Genomic DNA, 14,079 nt, shown 5'->3' with positions numbered 1-14,079 from the left:
CGCGCCGGGAACACCTCCGGGTCAGCCCGCGAGGTGTTCCAGGAGCAGCGGCACGATCCGCTCGGCGTCGGCCTCCGGCAGCCAGTGGGTGGCGCCCTCCAGTGCGACGAACCGGTACGGGGCGCTGACGTGCTTGGCCGTCAGGTCGGCGGCGTCGCGGCCCAGGGCGCGGTCCTCGGTGCCCCAGACGAAGAGCGTGCGGACGGTGATCTCGCCGGCCGGCACCCGGAGTTCCTCGTTGATCGCCCGGTACCAGTTGAGCCCGGCCGTCAGCACGCCCGGCTCGGTCAGGCGTCGGACGTTGGACTCGGCCTGCTCCGTCGGCAGCGCGCCCCGGTAGATCGCGCGCAGCCTGGCCGCGTCGTCGGCCAGTATGGCCCGCTCGGCCACGTGCTCCGGCAGGCGGAACTCCCTGATGTACTGGGAGCGTTCGCGCTGGTCGCTGTCGTTGTTCAGGGCCTCGTAGAGCGCTTCGGGGTGCGGGGTGGAGAGCACGGTCAGGCTGTGCAGCCGCTCCGGGTGGGTGGAGGCCAACGCCCAGGCGACGAGGCCGCCCCAGTCGTGGGCGACCAGGTGGAAGCGCGGCGCGTCCAGGGCGTCGGCGAAGCCCAGCGCGTCCGCGACCAGCAGCTCGACGGAGTAGTCCGCGATGTCCGCGGGGCGGGCGTCGGGGGAGTAGCCGCGCTGGTCCACCGCCACGGCGTGGTAGCCGGCCGCGGCCAGCGCGGTCAGCTCGGCGCTCCAGCAGTCGGCGAACTCGGGGAACCCGTGCAGCAGCAGGACGAGCTCCCCGTCGGCGGGCCCGGCGGCGAGCCCGTCGAAGGTGTGCCGGCCGACGGCCAGACGGACGGGGGTGGGCAGGGGTGAGGACATGGTCAGCTCCTGTTGGTAGCACGTCAACAGGACGATCACATCACAGGGTTGGGCGGGCCGAACCGGCGGGCGGTGCGGTGGCCGACGCGGGTGCTTGGCCTTGGCGCGAGGGCCCAGGCGCAGGAAGTCGGCGGGGCCGACTTCCTGCGTCCGGCCCGGCCCGTCGCGGTCGACGACCGCGCGCGCGGGGTCACCGCCTTCGAGGTCTCGGGCGAGGAGTGGAGCGGCGATCACACGTGGATGCATGGCAGGCTGCCCTGCATGGTGACCAGTGATGCGTCGTGGGCCGATGACGGGATGTTGACGGTGTGTCCTGAGCTGACGGACGCCGAACTCGACGAACTGTTCGGCGCGTCGTGGCCGGATCACAAGCCGACCTCCTTCGCGCCGATGCTGGCCCGCAGCCTGGCTTGGATCGCGGCGCGCCGCGGGACCCGGTTGGTCGGATTCGTCAACGTCGTCGGCGACGGCGGTGTGCACGCCTTCGTCCTGGACACCACCGTCCACCCGGACGAGCGCGGGCAGGGGCTCGGAACCCGGCTGGTGAGGGCGGCCGCCGACGAGGCGAGGGCACGCGGCGCCGAGTGGCTGCACGTCGACTACGAACCGCACCTGGAGGCCTTCTACGGCCAGTGCGGATTCCGGCCGACCGCCGCCGGGCTCATGCGACTCTGAGCGCTCCGGCTCTGAGCGCTCCGCCTCCGTCGCAGGGATGACTGTCCTGGTCGACGTCGAGAGTCGGCGTCCAGTGGACCTGCTGCCCGACCGGGAGGCGTCCAGCCTGGCCGCTTGGCTATCGGGGCAGCTACCAGCGGGTTCGCGCCTATTTCCGGGAGAAGCGGCTCTCGCCGGGATCCGTCACGGCTCGGCCACCGTCACCCCGGGTCGTTGCCGGATGGATCCTTCGTCGGCCCGAAACCCTCACCGAGACGGAGCACCTTCGACTCAAGGCCGTTCTGGTCCACTGCCCTGAACTGGACGCCCTCACAGGCCACGTCCGCTCCTTCGGCCAAATACTCACCGAGCGCCGGGACGGACGGCTGCCGCAGTGGCTCGACGCCGTCCGGCGCGACAACCTCCCCGGCCTCCACACACTCCCCGCAGGCATCGACCGTGACCGGGACGCCGTCATCGCTGGCCTCACTCTGCCCTGGAGCTCCGGCGTGGTTGAAGGACACGTCAACCGGATCAAGATGCTCGAACGCCAGATGTTCAGCCGATCCGGCTTCGATCTTCTCCGCAAGCGTGTCCTGCTGTACGTGCAGGGCAACGCTTGCGAGCCTGCCGCAAGTGCTGGCAGACGAGCCTCAGGGCGCTATGTGTCGGATGAGCTCCGTCGACTTCTGCTGCAGTGCGGCTGTCCACTCCTTTGCATGGGGATCCGAAGCGGTCTTGAGATACCGGCTCTCGGCGCGCTCGGCCGCCTGCCAGTTCACCTCGATGTTCGCTTTCTCAGCCAAGGCCAGCACCGCGGCAACGAACCCTTCGGAGAGGGCGGCCATGATGGCGTGCCTGGTTTGGCTATGCCAGGCGAGCAGGGCGTCGACGAATGCTGCGAATGCGATGGGGTCGATCTGACACTCGTCAGCTTCCATGGGGCCGATACCGGATGGCAGGCCCACTTCGGCTTGATAGAGGGCGACCTGGCTCATGAACAACCGGGACGCCCCATTGGACGGGTTCCACAGGGTTTGGTCACTCAACTGGTAGTACTGGCTCACGTCAGCCTCTCACTGCTGGTCATAGGGGGTCGACGCTACGGTCAGTCAGCCCTCCACCGGAAACTGAGCCAGAACCGGTCTCTCATGAACATCCACGGTCCTCAAGATCGTCAACTGCTGATCAAACCGGCCGACAAACGCTACTGCTGGAAGTGAACGAAGCCAGGGCGGTGTGGGGCTGATGGGTTCTGCGGGACGCGCAGGAAGTCGGGTGGGTCGACTTTCTGTGTTCATGGGTGGGTTGTGTGGGCGGCTCGGGCTTGGGCTTGGGCTTGGTTTCGGCAGTGGGTGAGGGCGGGTTTGAGGCGGGGGTCGGGGGTGGTGGTGGTGAGGAGTTCGCCGGCGGTGGTGAGGGTGGTCCAGTAGTGGGTGGGGTTGCCGGTGGTGGGGTGGGGTTGGGTGGCTGCGAGGGAGAGGTAGGCGGTGGTGAGGTTGCCGGTGGTGAACCAGCGGGTGAGGCCGTGTTGGTGGCCGGCGCGGATGCTGCCGTGGGCGTCGATGGCGGTGAGGAGCAGTTCGATGATGGCGAGGTCGCGGTCGTCGGGGGTTTTGGGGATGTCGAAGACGCCGAGGGCTTCGAGGAGTTCGCCGGTGTCGTTCTCGGTGCCGGGGCGGGGGTTGGCGAGGAGGGCGTCGTAGCAGTCGTCGAGGCGGCGTTGGGTTTCGGCGGCGGGGATGCCGAGGGCGGTGCAGACGGCGCGGGCTGAGCGGAGGGGGTGGCGGGTGCGGCGGGCGAGGGTGGCGTAGGTGTCGGCGGGGGTGGAGCCGGTGTCGAACAGGTGGCGGGCGGTGAGGGGGAGTCGCATGGTGGGTGCCTGTTCAGACGGTGAGGAGGGTGGCGGGTGCGGGTGCGGGGGCGATGAGGGCCCAGACGAATTTGCCGACGCCGCCGGCGCGGGGGCAGCAGCCCCACTTCTCGGCGAGTTCGTTGACGAGGAGCACACCGCGTCCGTGTTCGTCGTCGGGTGTGGGGGTGTGGAGGGAGGGGCGGCCGGTGCCGGCGTCGTGGACTTCGAGGCGTAGGCGGTGGTCGGGGGTGAGGGCGAAGCGGACTTCGATGAGGCGGTCGGTGGGGGCGTCGGGGGTGTGTTGGACGGCGTTGGCGAAGAGTTCGCCGAGGAGGAGTTCGGCGGTGTCGCGGTAGCGGTCGCCGGTGGGGAGGGCGGCGAGGTAGGCGCGGAGCAACTGCCGTGCGATGGGGGTGGATTCGGTGCGGGAGTCCAGGCGGGCCGCGAACGTGCGGGGGCGGTGGGCGGTACGGATTTTGAGCATGGCGGGGCACCTCGGGGGGCGGATGGGGGGCGTGCGAAGGGAGCGCGATGTAACGCTGTGCACGCGAAAGATCGCTCTCAGGTGTCAATCATCGGGGTGTCGGAGTTACGGTGGCGACCAAATCGGCGTGTGGGGAACTGCGGCACCTGAGGGGGATTGCGATGGCACATCGGCGACTGGAGAGCGGGCTCACGTCGAGCCCGGCGGTGATGTTCGGCGAAGCGCTCCGTTTCGCACGGGAGCAGGCCGGCTACACGCAGGAAGACTTGGGCAGGCTCTTGCACTGCCACCGAACGGTGATCACTCGGTGGGAGGGCGGCAAGAGGCCGATGGACCGGGATACCGTGCAGAGAGCTGACGCCGCACTTGCCATGGGGGGTCTGCTGGTTCGACTGTGGGAGCGGGTGGACTGGCACGCGGACATCGAGCACCCGGACTGGTTCCAGAAGTATGTGGAGCTGGAAGAGGAGGCTGTGGCGATTCGTGTGTTTCAGTACTACCGAATCAACGGCCTGTTGCAGTGCGAGGAGTACGCGTATGCGGTCTTCTCGAACGGAGGTGCCCGAGACAATCCCGAGCTGGTGGCTGAGCGAGTCGCGGCTCGGCTGAGTAGGCAGGACCGATTCCTGGCCTCTGATGGGCCGATGTTGCTCGTGGTTCTCCACGAGAGCGCCATCCGCAGTGTCTATGGCGGCCCCGGTGTGATGCGGAAGCAGATGGAGCATCTTCTCGCTCTGGGTGAGCGGCCGAACATCAGCATTCAGGTGGCGCCGTTCGATCTCCCGAACACGCGGCTTCCTGCTACGTCTGTGTTCCTACTGCAGATGCCGGATGGGAAGGAGTGGGTCTACTCGGAGAGTCTGTATCGAGGACACTTCACTGATGCACCGTCAATCGTCGTTGAGCATCGTGGCGATCTTGACTTTCTGCGTGGCGATGTACTCTCGGTGGGCGACTCTCGTGCACGGATCGCCGACGCGATGGAGAGGTACCGATATGACGAGCAGCGAGCCCAGCGTGACCGGGTGGCGCAAGAGCAGCTACAGCGCGGATCACGGGGGCGAGTGCATCGAGGTGGCCCTCGGATTCCTTCCCGGAGCCGTCCCGGTGCGTGACTCCAAGGACCCGCAGGGCCCGGCCCTCGTTTTTCCGGCGGCGGCCTGGGAAGCCTTCGTGATGGCCGTCCGTGAGGGCGACTTCCCGACGTAAGCCTCCAAGGAGCTGGCGATGGTGACCTGGCGGAAGAGCAGCTACAGCGCGGGCGACGCGGGCGAGTGCATCGAGGTGGCTCTCGCGTGGCGCAAGAGCAGCTACAGCGGGGACGATGGGGGCGAGTGCATCGAGGTGGCCCTCGGATTCCTTCCCGGCGCGGTCCCGGTGCGTGACTCCAAGGACCCGCACGGGCCGGTGCTCGTCTTCCCGGCCTCGGCCTGGACGTCCTTCCTCTCCTCCGTCCAGGCCGGTGACTTCCCGGAGCGGTGATCCACTGACGGGGGCGCATCGCCTTCGGCGTGCGCCCACCGAAGCCCGGAACGCGCCTTCTGATCAGGCGAAACGTGGATCGGCCCCTACGCTGGGTGTCGGCCCGCCAGCCTCGTCGAAGGACCGCGTATGCGCCGCTCCCGTCTCCTGCTGTCCCTGGCCCTGTCCGCCGTGACCGCCTCCGCCCTCGTCGCCGCCGACGCCGCGCCGGACGGGCAGGACGGGTCGATCCCGTCGGTCAGCCTGCCGGTGCTCCGCGACCCGCAGGCCCAGCAGAAGTTCGACCGCATGACGGACCCGGTGCAGGACTGGGTGGAGTCCGGCGACCGGGCGGCGGACGGCTACGCCGGACCGTGATCAGCACGTCGAATCGGCACGCCGACCTCTACTGGAAGGGTGGAGTCGAAGCGTGGTGACCGACGGGCGATCGGCGCGAAGGGTGACAGCGGCGGCGCCGAGGAGGAGTGTCAGTTCCGCGGGTTGAGGCGGCGGGTGGGTTCCGCCGTCGACGGGTCCTCGGGCCAGGGGTGGCGGGGGTAGCGGCCTCTCAGCTCTGCGCGGACGGCGCGGTAGCCGTTGTGCCAGAAGGATGCGAGGTCTCCGGTGACGGCGGCGGGGCGGCCTGCGGGCGACAGCAGGTGGATGGTGAGGGGGACGCGGCCGGCGGCCAGGGCGGGGGCCGTCGTCCAACCGAAGAGTTCTTGCAACTTGACTGCCAGGAATGGGCGTTCGGTGCTGTAGTCGACCCGTATCTTCGAGCCGGACGGCACGGTGATGCGCTCGGGGGCCAGCTCGTCCAGGCGGCCCGCCTCGCCGGTGGCCCAGGGGAGCAGACGCTGCAACGCCGCCGTGGTGTTGATGCGGGCGAGGTCGGCGCGGCGGCGGGCGCGGGAGAGTTCGGGCTCCAGCCATTCGTCGGCGCGTTCCAACAGTGCCTCGTCGGAGACGTCCGGCCAGGGGGCGCCGATGGCCGCGTGCAGGAAGGCGAGGCGTTCGCGCAGGCCGGGGGAGGGCCAGGTGAGGAGGGCGGAAACGCCCTCGCGGGCCAGGCCTTCGAGGATGGCGGTGCGGACCAGGGCCCGGTCGGGGCGGCTGAGCGGCTTCTCGGCGAGTTCGATCGCGCCCAGCGACTCGACCCGGCGGGAGACGACCTCGTCGCGGCGGGTGTCCCAGTGGACTTCCTCGCGGGATTCGAGCAGCGAGGCGCCGGCGAGCCGGGCGGTGTCCTCGTCCAGTGCCGCCGCGTGCAGGATGCGGGCGGAAGGGGAGCCGGCCGGGCGGTCGGCGGCTGCGATGGCGAGCCACGGCAGTGCGCCGAGGGCGGTGCCGGGCGCGAGTTCGGCCGCCGTCCCGGAGGCCATCAGGTACGGGCTGCGCTCGCCCGGGGCGGGCTTGTCGACCCGGGCGCGGGCGATGCGTTCGGGGAAGGCGAGGGCGACGACGAGGCCGGCGGCGGTCGTGTCGGGCAGGTGGGTGGCGGCTTCGGAGCCGGCGGTGCGCAGGAGGCGGCGGACTTCCTCGCGCCAGCGGCCGGCGTAGGGGTCGCTGGAGGAGCGGACCGTCCGCCAGACCGCGCCGAGGTCGTCGCCGAGGGCGCGCGGCGGTTCCTCGGAGAGCAGGGCGACCACCTCGGCCGCTCGACGGGCGCCGACGGCAGGGGCGCCGTCCACGAGTGCGCGGCCCAGCCGGGGGTGCAGCCCGGTGCGGGCGAGGCGGACGCCGCGCGGGGTGGCCCGGCCGTCGGTGTCGACGGCGCCGAGGGCCTGGAGGGTCTGCCGGGCGGCGGCCATCGCCCCGGCGGGCGGGGCGTCGGGCAGGGCGAGGCCGGTGGCGTCCGGGTCGCCCCAGCAGGCGGCCTGGAGAGCGAACGTGGTGAGGTCGGCGAGGGCGATCTCGGGGGTGGGGAAGCGGGCGGCGAGGGCGTCCTCGGCCTCGTTCCAGCAGCGGTACACGGTGCCGGGGGCCTCGCGGCCCGCACGGCCGGCGCGCTGGCGGGCGGCGGCGAGCGAGGCGCGGACGGTGACCAGGCCGGCCAGGCCCCGGGCGTGGTCGGTGCGCGGTTCGCGGGCGAGCCCGGCGTCGACGACGACGCGGACGCCGGGCACGGTGAGCGAGGACTCGGCGACGGCGGTGGCGAGTACGACGCGGCGGCCGTCCGAGGGGGTGAGGGCGGCGTCCTGGACGGCCTGCGATGCGCGGCCGTGGAGTTGCAGGACGTCCGCCGCCACGGTGGACAGCTGCCCGGCGACACGGCTGATCTCGCCGACGCCGGGCAGGAAGCAGAGCACGTCGCCCGCCTGCTCGGCGAGCGCCCGCCGGACGGTGGCGGCGACGTGGTCGAGCAGCGCCGGGTCGACCCGGGTGCCGTGGGCGGGCCGGACGGCGCGCGGCGGCGGCGCCCACACCGTCTCGACCGGGTGGGAGACCCCGTGCGCCTCCACCACCGGCGCGCCGCCGAGGAGTTCGGCCCAGGCCGCGGTGTCGGAGGTGGCCGAGGCGCAGACCAGCCGCAGTTCGGGCCGCAGTGCCGCCCGGACGTCGAGGAGGAAGGCGAGCGCGGTGTCGGCGTCCAGGTGCCGTTCGTGGCACTCGTCGAGGACGACCACGTCGACGCCGGGCAACTCCTGGTCGCGCTGGAGCCGTTGCAGCAGCACCCCGGTGGTGACCACCTCGACCACCGTCTCCGGGCCGACGCGACGGTCCCCGCGCACGGTGTAGCCGACCCGCCCGCCGACCGCCTCGCCCAGCAGCCAGGCCATCCGCCGGGCGGCGGCCCGGACGGCGAGTCGGCGCGGTTCGGCGACCAGCACGCGGAGCGTCGGACGCCCGGGATCGAGCAGTCCGGCGAGCGCGAGCGGCACCAGGGTCGTCTTGCCGGTGCCGGGCGGGGCGGCGAGGACGGCGGTGCCGGGCCCGTCCAGCGCGTCGTGCAGTGCGGGCAGGGCGCTGCGGACGGGCAGTTCGCGCCAGGCGGGGTTCGGCGAGGCGGGGTTGAGCGGGGCGGGGTTCGGCGAGGCGGGGTTCGGCAAGGCGTCAGCCCCGCTCGGCGACGAAGATCGCGGTGCCGGGGATCAGCCGCCCGCGCAGCGGGGACCAGCCGCCCCACTCCTGCTCCAGCCCGGCCGGCCACTCGGGCTCGACCAGGTCGGTCAACCGGAAGCCGGCGCCGACGAGTTCGCGGACCCGGTCGCCGATGGTGCGGTGGTGCTCGACGTAGCTGGCGCGGCCGTGCTCGTCCTCCTCGACGTAGGGGGTGCGGTCGAAGTAGGAGGAGGCGGCGGTGAGGCCCTCGACGCCGGGCTCGTCGGGGAAGGCCCAGCGGATCGGGTGGGTGACGGAGAACACCCAGCGGCCGCCGGGGCGCAGCACCCGGTGCACCTCGCGCATCAGGGCGGCGGTGTCGGCGCTGAACGGGACGGCGCCGTAGGCGGAGCAGGCGAGGTCGAAGGAGGCGTCGGCGAAGGGCAGGACGGCGGCGTCGGCCTGGACGACGGCGACGGGGGTGGCACCGCGGCCGAGGTCGATCCGGCGGGAGTGCTGGAGTTGGCGGTGGGAGATGTCCAGGGCGACGGGGCGGGCGCCGCGGCCGGCCAGCCAGCGCGAGCACTGGGCGGCGCCGGCGCCGATCTCCAGCACGTCCTTGTCCGCGACCTCGCCGAGGAGGCGGGCGTCGGCCTCGTCGAGGCCTTCGGGGCACCAGGTGAAGCGGTCGTCGCCGAGGAACTCCCCGTGCTCGTCCTGGTACTCGTCGGCGTTGCGGTCCCACCAGTGCCGGCTGGCCCGGCTGCTCTCCCCGGTGCCGGCCGCGCGCCGTACCGCGTCGTCGCCGTCGCCGTCAAGATCATGCAGGTCGGACTGGGGGGTGGTGGCCACGGTGATAATGCCCATCGCGTAGGGTGTGGAGTGCGGAAGCGCCGCTGCCGAGACCGGGCCCGTCAAGGACCCGATCCTGGCGGTGGCATCCGGGGAAGGGCCCCTTCGGGCGCCACCGCAAGGTGCGCAATCGGAGGATATGGCCTGATCCATACCGGGCTCCACCGTCTTGCCGCTCTTGGCGTTGACCGTGCCTGGCCGTCCCCGTATGCTACAAGTTGCGCTGCGGGCCTGCGCGCCTCAGACGGAGCAGGTCGCGCTCGCATCTGTCGAAGACCCCACGGTCGCAAGACGGACGCCGGATTTCCCGTTTGTGCGGGAATGCCGGTGCGCCGTGTTCTTGGCTGTCCGGCTTTCGGTGGGAGCGATACGGGCCCCCCGCGTGGCATTACCTACGACTTTCATGTCCGTACCGGAGCCCTTTTCCTAATGACGAGCCCCACCGACTCCTCCCTCAGCACCACCCCGCAGGTCGCGGTCAACGACATCGGCGACGCCGAGGCGTTCCTCGCCGCCATCGACGAGACCATCAAGTACTTCAACGATGGCGACATCGTCGAGGGCGTCATCGTGAAGGTCGACCGTGACGAGGTCCTCCTCGACATCGGTTACAAGACCGAGGGCGTCATCCCGTCCCGCGAGCTCTCGATCAAGCACGACGTCGACCCGCACGAGGTCGTCGCCGTCGGTGACAACATCGAGGCCCTGGTTCTCCAGAAGGAGGACAAGGAGGGTCGTCTCATCCTGTCCAAGAAGCGCGCTCAGTACGAGCGTGCCTGGGGCACGATCGAGAAGATCAAGGAAGAGGACGGCATCGTCACCGGTACCGTCATCGAGGTCGTCAAGGGTGGTCTCATCCTCGACATCGGCCTCCGTGGCTTCCTGCCGGCCTCGCTCGTCGAGATGCGCCGCGTCCGCGACCTCCAGCCCTACGTGGGCAAGGAGCTCGAGGCCAAGATCATCGAGCTGGACAAGAACCGCAACAACGTGGTCCTGTCCCGCCGTGCCTGGCTGGAGCAGACCCAGAGCGAGGTCCGCCAGACCTTCCTCACCACCCTGCAGAAGGGCCAGGTGCGCTCCGGCGTCGTCTCCTCGATCGTCAACTTCGGTGCCTTCGTGGACCTGGGTGGCGTCGACGGCCTGGTGCACGTCTCCGAGCTGTCCTGGAAGCACATCGACCACCCGTCCGAGGTTGTCGAGGTCGGCCAGGAGGTCACCGTCGAGGTTCTCGACGTTGACATGGACCGCGAGCGCGTCTCCCTGTCGCTGAAGGCGACCCAGGAGGACCCGTGGCAGCAGTTCGCCCGTACCCACCAGATCGGCCAGGTCGTTCCGGGTAAGGTCACCAAGCTGGTTCCGTTCGGTGCGTTCGTCCGCGTGGACGAGGGCATCGAGGGTCTGGTCCACATCTCCGAGCTGGCCGAGCGCCACGTGGAGATCCCGGAGCAGGTCGTCCAGGTCGGCGACGAGATCTTCGTCAAGGTCATCGACATCGACCTCGAGCGTCGTCGCATCAGCCTGTCGCTCAAGCAGGCCAACGAGGCGCTGGGTGCCAACCCGGCCGAGGTCGAGTTCGACCCGACCCTGTACGGCATGGCTGCCTCGTACGACGACCAGGGCAACTACATCTACCCGGAGGGCTTCGACCCCGAGGCGAACGACTGGCTGGCCGGCTTCGAGAAGCAGCGTGAGGAGTGGGAGCGCCAGTACGCCGAGGCGCAGTCCCGCTTCGAGCAGCACCAGGCCCAGGTCATCAAGAGCCGTGAGGCCGACGCCGAGGCCGCTGCCGAGGGTGGCGACGCCGTCGCCGCCGCTGCCGGTGGCTCCTACTCGTCCAGCAGCGACGAGGGCTCCGGCGCTCTCGCCTCGGACGAGGCCCTGGCGGCCCTGCGCGAGAAGCTGGCGGGCGGCCAGAGCTGAAGCTCTGACCCGCTGCCAGTACCTGGCGCATAGCTGAACGGTGGGCCCCACCCGGAGAAATCCGGGTGGGGCCCATTTCGTTTTCCGCCTTTGGCCGGGGTTTTTTTACTTCACGTTCTTTCGTATTTCGCCTTCACTTATTTGTGGTTTATGTGAAGGAATTTTGTGAGATGTGGCTCATTGTCCGTCTATAGGTCGAACACCGGGTTGCACCTACATTGAGGGGAGCTGCCCGAAAGGCCTCCTTCATGCGCAACGCTCCCACCGCTGCCGGCGACCTCGCGGTCCCCGGGCGGCTCGCCGCCCTCGGCCGGTTCTGCTTCCGCCACCGCCGCTGGGTGCTCGGCCTCTGGGCCGTCGTCCTGGTCGTGGGCGTGCTGATCGGCGGCCGGGTCTTCGAAGGAACGGTGGCCGGCGCCTCCTCCGCCACCGCCGAAGCCGACCGGGGCAACGCGGTGGTCGCCGCGACCGACCCGGCCCGCGGCACCGTCACCGCCGTCGTGGACGGGAAGCCGGTCGACGACCCGGCCGTACGGGCCGCCGTCACCAAGGCCACCGCCGACCTCGCCGCCCTCCCCGGCGTCTCCTCCGCGCTCGACGCCTACGGCACCGGCCCGGCGCCCGCCGCACTGCGCTCCGCCGACGGCACCGCGAGCCTGGTCACCGTACGGATGGCCGACACCAGCACCTCCGCCCAGGCCGACGCCGTCACCCATCGCCTCGCCGCCCTGAACGGCGAGGCCGGCACCCACGTCACCGTCGGCGGGGACCTGGTGCTCCAGGACGAGGTCAAGAAGCAGACCGAGCAGGACACCCGCTTCGGCGAGATGGTGACCCTGCCGCTCACCCTGGTCGTCATGGTGCTGGTCTTCGGCGGCCTCGCCGCGGCCAGCCTGCCGGTGATCGGCGCGGTCGCCTCGGTGGGCGGCGCACTGCTGGCCATGTTCGGTTTCAGCCGGATCATGGACATCGACACCAGCGTGCTGCCGATCGCCACCGTGCTCGGGCTCGGACTCTCGATCGACTACGCGCTGCTCATGGTGAACCGCTTCCGGGAGGAACGCGGGCACGGCGCGGGCATCGCCGCCGCCGTCGAACGCACCGCCGCGACCGCCGGGCGCACCGTCGCCTTCTCCGGCCTCACCGTCGCCGTCGCGCTCTCCGGCCTGTTCGTCTTCACCAGCCCGGTGCTCGGCGCGGTCGCCGCCGCCGGGGTGAGCGTGGTGGTGATCGCGGTCGCCGCCGCGCTGACCCTGATCCCCGCGCTGCTCGGCTTCGCCGGCTCCCGGATCAAGGCGCCCGCCGCGCCCGTCCCCGACGAGGGCTTCTTCAGCCGGACCGTCCGCCGGGTCGGCAAGCGGGCGGTGCCGGTCGCGCTCGCCTGCGTCGCCCTGCTGATGGCCGCCGGCGCGCCCTTCCTGCACGCCGACATGCGCAACTCCGGCGCCGCCGTGCTGCCCGCCTCCTCGGCCGGGCGGCAGGTCGCCGACGCCGTCGACCAGCGCTTCCCGCAGGCCGCGGCCGCGCCGATCACCGTCGTCGTCGAGGGCGGCGCGCCCGTCGCCCAGGCGTACGCGGACGACGTCGTCGCCAAGCTGCCCGGGGTCGCCGGGGTGCGGGCGGTGAGCCCGGTGAGCGACTCGGTGTCCACCGTCGACGTGCTCGTCCACGGCGACCCGCAGGGCCACCAGGCCAAGCAGGTCGTCCAGGAACTGCGGGACGACCGCGGCGGGCTGAAGACCTACGTCACCGGCGGCGCGGCCTCGGTCGTCGACTTCAAGGACGAGCTGATGTCGCGGGGCCCCTGGGCGCTCGGGCTGGTCGCGGTCGGCACGCTGGTGCTGCTCTTCCTGATGACCGGCTCGGTGGTGATGCCGGTCAAGGCGCTGCTGATGAACCTGCTGTCGCTGGGCGCCTCGCTCGGCGCGCTCACCCTGGTGTTCCAGGACGGCTACTTCAGCGGGCTGCTCGGCTTCAGCCCCACCGGCGGGCTGGAGACCTTCATCCCGGTGCTGGTCTTCGCCTTCGCCTTCGGGCTGTCCATGGACTACGAGGTGTTCCTGCTCGCCCGGATCAAGGAACTGCGGGACAAGGGGCACAGCTGCACCCGGGCGGTGGAGCTCGGGGTCCAGCGCAGCGGCCGGATCATCACCTCGGCGGCGCTGCTGATGGTGATCGTGTTCGCCGGGTTCGCCCTCGGGGACATGCTCATGGTCAAGCAGATGGGCATCGCGCTGGCCGTCGCCGTCGCGGTGGACGCCACCCTGGTGCGCTGCCTGCTGGTGCCCGCCGCGATGAGCCTGTTCGGCGAGTTCAACTGGTGGGCGCCCGCCCCGCTGCGGCGCCTGCACCGGCGTTTCGGGCTGAGCGAGCACGTCGAACTGCCGACCGTCGGCGAGGCGACCGTCGGCGCGACGGCCGCCGTCGGCGAGGCGGCCGTTCCGGCCCCGCGGCCGGAGGCCCGGGACCTGGTGGGGTCAGCGCAGTCGCCGCAGTAGGTCGACGCCCGCCCTCAGGGTCAGCCGCTCCTCGGGGGTGAGGCGGGCCTCGATGGCGGTGGCGATCCGCTGCTCCCGGCGGGCGCGCTGCTCCAGCAGGGCGGCGCGGCCCGCTCCGGTCGCGGTGACGAGCAGTTTCCGGCCGTCGGTCGGGTGGGGCTGCTGGGTGACGAGCCCGGCCTCGGTCAGCAGGGCGACGGTGCGGGCCATCGACTGGTGGCGCACGCGCTGGTGCTCGGCGAGTTCGGCGACGGTGCAGGCGCGTTCGTCGCGGACGAGGAGGCCGAGGACGCCGGCCTGGTTCTGCGGCAGCTCGTCGTCCGGGCGCAGGGCGCGGACCAGGTCGCCGATGGCGGCGCGCAGCTCGGCGGCGAGTTCGAGGGTTTCGGGAGCCGGACTGTTCATGGGAGAAGAGTACCGGGAACCTCCACAGCAAAACT

At 71.2% G+C, this 14,079-nt stretch carries 15 protein-coding genes; 7 read left to right on the top strand and 8 right to left on the bottom strand.

Annotation, left to right across the window (positions count from 1 at the left end):
- Positions 1-21: 21 nt before the first annotated feature.
- Positions 22-873, bottom strand: coding sequence for an alpha/beta fold hydrolase (locus ACFVTF_RS09465; protein ID WP_387811316.1), 852 nt, complete (start codon positions 871-873; stop codon positions 22-24).
- Positions 874-1,170: 297 nt separating this feature from the next.
- Here ACFVTF_RS09465 and ACFVTF_RS09460 point away from each other — a divergent pair, with 297 nt between their 5' ends.
- Complete coding sequence (locus ACFVTF_RS09460) at positions 1,171-1,548, top strand: GNAT family N-acetyltransferase (protein WP_387811680.1); 378 nt, start codon at positions 1,171-1,173, stop codon at positions 1,546-1,548.
- A gap of 200 nt (positions 1,549-1,748) precedes the next feature.
- On the opposite strand, the gene ACFVTF_RS09455 is transcribed toward ACFVTF_RS09460, so the two are convergent.
- From ACFVTF_RS09455 to ACFVTF_RS09440, 4 genes are all read right to left on the bottom strand, one after another.
- The gene (locus ACFVTF_RS09455; protein ID WP_387811313.1) at positions 1,749-2,051 is read right to left on the bottom strand and encodes a hypothetical protein; all 303 of its coding nucleotides are present in this window, start codon (positions 2,049-2,051) and stop codon (positions 1,749-1,751) included.
- Positions 2,052-2,180: 129 nt separating this feature from the next.
- Positions 2,181-2,594 (bottom strand): DUF6086 family protein, encoded by a 414-nt coding sequence (locus tag ACFVTF_RS09450; protein ID WP_387811310.1) that lies wholly within the window; start codon positions 2,592-2,594, stop codon positions 2,181-2,183.
- A gap of 230 nt (positions 2,595-2,824) precedes the next feature.
- A complete protein-coding gene (locus tag ACFVTF_RS09445) occupies positions 2,825-3,400 on the bottom strand; it encodes a hypothetical protein (RefSeq protein WP_387811307.1) in 576 nt (191 codons plus the stop codon).
- A gap of 13 nt (positions 3,401-3,413) precedes the next feature.
- Positions 3,414-3,866 (bottom strand): ATP-binding protein, encoded by a 453-nt coding sequence (locus ACFVTF_RS09440; protein ID WP_387811306.1) that lies wholly within the window; start codon positions 3,864-3,866, stop codon positions 3,414-3,416.
- Between the two features lie 110 nt (positions 3,867-3,976).
- Between ACFVTF_RS09440 and ACFVTF_RS09435 the strand changes: the two genes are divergently transcribed.
- The 4 genes from ACFVTF_RS09435 to ACFVTF_RS09420 all read left to right on the top strand — a co-directional run bounded on the left by ACFVTF_RS09435 (position 3,977) and on the right by ACFVTF_RS09420 (position 5,705).
- Positions 3,977-4,981, top strand: a complete 1,005-nt coding sequence (locus ACFVTF_RS09435; RefSeq protein WP_371516555.1) for a Scr1 family TA system antitoxin-like transcriptional regulator — start codon at positions 3,977-3,979, stop codon at positions 4,979-4,981.
- On the top strand, positions 4,941-5,075 hold the full coding sequence (locus ACFVTF_RS09430; protein ID WP_387811303.1) for a DUF397 domain-containing protein: 135 nt from the start codon (positions 4,941-4,943) through the stop codon (positions 5,073-5,075). The genes ACFVTF_RS09435 and ACFVTF_RS09430 overlap by 41 nt, the downstream gene beginning before the upstream one ends.
- Positions 5,076-5,093: 18 nt before the next feature.
- Positions 5,094-5,348: a DUF397 domain-containing protein gene (locus tag ACFVTF_RS09425; RefSeq protein WP_387811300.1), complete on the top strand. Its 255-nt coding sequence runs from the start codon at positions 5,094-5,096 to the stop codon at positions 5,346-5,348.
- Between the two features lie 129 nt (positions 5,349-5,477).
- Positions 5,478-5,705 carry a hypothetical protein gene (locus ACFVTF_RS09420; protein WP_387811297.1) on the top strand — a complete coding sequence of 76 codons (228 nt, stop codon included), beginning with the start codon at positions 5,478-5,480 and terminating at the stop codon, positions 5,703-5,705.
- 110 nt (positions 5,706-5,815) lie between these two features.
- On the opposite strand, the gene hrpB is transcribed toward ACFVTF_RS09420, so the two are convergent.
- Both hrpB and ACFVTF_RS09410 read right to left on the bottom strand, forming a co-directional pair.
- Positions 5,816-8,308, bottom strand: a complete 2,493-nt coding sequence (gene hrpB / locus ACFVTF_RS09415) for an ATP-dependent helicase HrpB (protein ID WP_387811677.1) — start codon at positions 8,306-8,308, stop codon at positions 5,816-5,818.
- A 73-nt stretch (positions 8,309-8,381) separates the two neighbouring features.
- Positions 8,382-9,236, bottom strand: a complete 855-nt coding sequence (locus ACFVTF_RS09410; protein ID WP_387811294.1) for a class I SAM-dependent methyltransferase — start codon at positions 9,234-9,236, stop codon at positions 8,382-8,384.
- A gap of 414 nt (positions 9,237-9,650) precedes the next feature.
- Between ACFVTF_RS09410 and rpsA the strand changes: the two genes are divergently transcribed.
- Complete coding sequence (gene rpsA / locus ACFVTF_RS09405) at positions 9,651-11,141, top strand: 30S ribosomal protein S1 (protein WP_063347134.1); 1,491 nt, start codon at positions 9,651-9,653, stop codon at positions 11,139-11,141.
- Positions 11,142-11,389: 248 nt separating this feature from the next.
- Complete coding sequence (locus ACFVTF_RS09400; RefSeq protein ID WP_387811290.1) at positions 11,390-13,639, top strand: MMPL family transporter; 2,250 nt, start codon at positions 11,390-11,392, stop codon at positions 13,637-13,639.
- Here the strand turns inward: ACFVTF_RS09400 and ACFVTF_RS09395 are convergent.
- Positions 13,619-14,044: a MarR family winged helix-turn-helix transcriptional regulator gene (locus ACFVTF_RS09395; protein ID WP_371516549.1), complete on the bottom strand. Its 426-nt coding sequence runs from the start codon at positions 14,042-14,044 to the stop codon at positions 13,619-13,621. The genes ACFVTF_RS09400 and ACFVTF_RS09395 overlap by 21 nt on opposite strands.
- Positions 14,045-14,079: the final 35 nt, after the last annotated feature.

The sequence above is a fragment of the Kitasatospora sp. NPDC057940 genome, from assembly GCF_042887425.1.
Taxonomy (GTDB): domain Bacteria; phylum Actinomycetota; class Actinomycetes; order Streptomycetales; family Streptomycetaceae; genus Kitasatospora.
Note: the sequence above shows the minus strand (reverse complement) of the source record. Positions and strands in the feature narration are given on the sequence as shown.